Genomic DNA, 1,264 nt, shown 5'->3' with positions numbered 1-1,264 from the left:
GAACGGACTGGAATGCCACCCCTGCTGCCGCTGCACCATTGCTTCCAGGTCGCGGTCGGCGCCTGCCGCATCCGGCACCTCCCCTGCCCCCGCATGACGCGCCACGTACTCCCGCATCAGCGCTTGCAACACCTGGGCGGCCGGACGCCGTTCGTGCGCCGCCGCTTGCTGGAAGCGGGCGCGTAGCCCGGCGTCCATCGTTACCTGCATGAAGACACTCTCGCTCATGAGTTCCTCCTACTGCTGGATAGTGAAACAGATTGGAATCCGCACGGCACCGCCGTGCAGTGCCCGCCTGGCTGGCGGGACGGACCGATCAGCCGGCTGCGCGCTGCAGCTTCCTGGGGATCTTCTTGGGCACCACCACCGGGCGCTCCACCACCGTAAGGGTGATGCAGCCAGGGCTGGTTTCAATCTTCAGGCGCGCGCCTACGTCGAAGCCGAGCTTGTCCAGCCAGCGGCCACGCAGGCGAACGTAGGGAATGACCTCATCGCTGCCGTATTCCTCGCGGGTGGGATAGTGCTGCGCGCCCACTTTGCAGGTGGGGGCCGGGCGGGCGTAAGGCTTGCGCTTGGGCGGGACGAATTCGGGCCGAGTCACCCAGGACCTGTGCATGTTGGACCTCCTGTAAGGATCGCCCTCGCCGGGATGGCGAGGGTGTCGGGAGGCTAGAAGCCGATCGAAGCTCGGTGGGCGTATTTCCGCAAGGGTCTTGTATTAGCCACCCTCCCGACTCAGGACGTCCAACTTACACTCTTCAAGGAGCTTCTAGACTCCGATGGACACCATGCGCTTTGATGCGAACAAGGGGAAATCGTTTGTTGCTTTTGATTTCGAAGAAGTGGTTGGCCTGCGCTAACGTAAAGTCCAAATGGCCCCATAGGCGACGCTTTACACAGAAGTTTGCGAGCTATTTGATGCAGACTGCGCGAAGCCGACGCTGGTACAGTTGTACGTCACATGGAACCACTGCCGCCAGATCGACTGCGACGCGCTCATACCTTCGGAGTCTAATTTCCAGTTTCAGGAGGTCAGTGATGGTGGGACACTTGGCCTGGGTTCTTCCGCATCTTGATGGCGTTGCGGTGCACCATGATTCAAGTGCAATTCTCTAGCGACGCTACCTTTGGGGATTGTTAGGCCTTGTCGGGAACATGCGCTGGGCCGACCAGCGAGGGCCAAGGATGGGTATGGACATCAAGATGCCCATCCCGGCCCCCCCCTTCCTCTTGGTAAGGCGGGTGCTAGAGAACTGGCCTTAGG

2 protein-coding genes are annotated in these 1,264 nt (G+C 61.2%); both read right to left on the bottom strand.

The features are described from left to right. Positions 1–228 (bottom strand): hypothetical protein (locus DBR34_RS21520; RefSeq protein WP_219928324.1); only part of this gene is annotated, 228 nt, incomplete at its 3' end. An 88-nt stretch (positions 229–316) separates the two neighbouring features. Next, positions 317–616 carry a SymE family type I addiction module toxin gene (locus DBR34_RS16650; protein ID WP_128097624.1) on the bottom strand — a complete coding sequence of 100 codons (300 nt, stop codon included), beginning with the start codon at positions 614–616 and terminating at the stop codon, positions 317–319. Positions 617–1,264: the final 648 nt, after the last annotated feature.

The organism is Stenotrophomonas sp. HMWF003, from assembly GCF_003061285.1.
In the GTDB taxonomy this organism is placed as follows: domain Bacteria; phylum Pseudomonadota; class Gammaproteobacteria; order Xanthomonadales; family Xanthomonadaceae; genus Stenotrophomonas; species Stenotrophomonas maltophilia_AP.
This window is presented reverse-complemented; position numbering and strand designations above follow the sequence as displayed.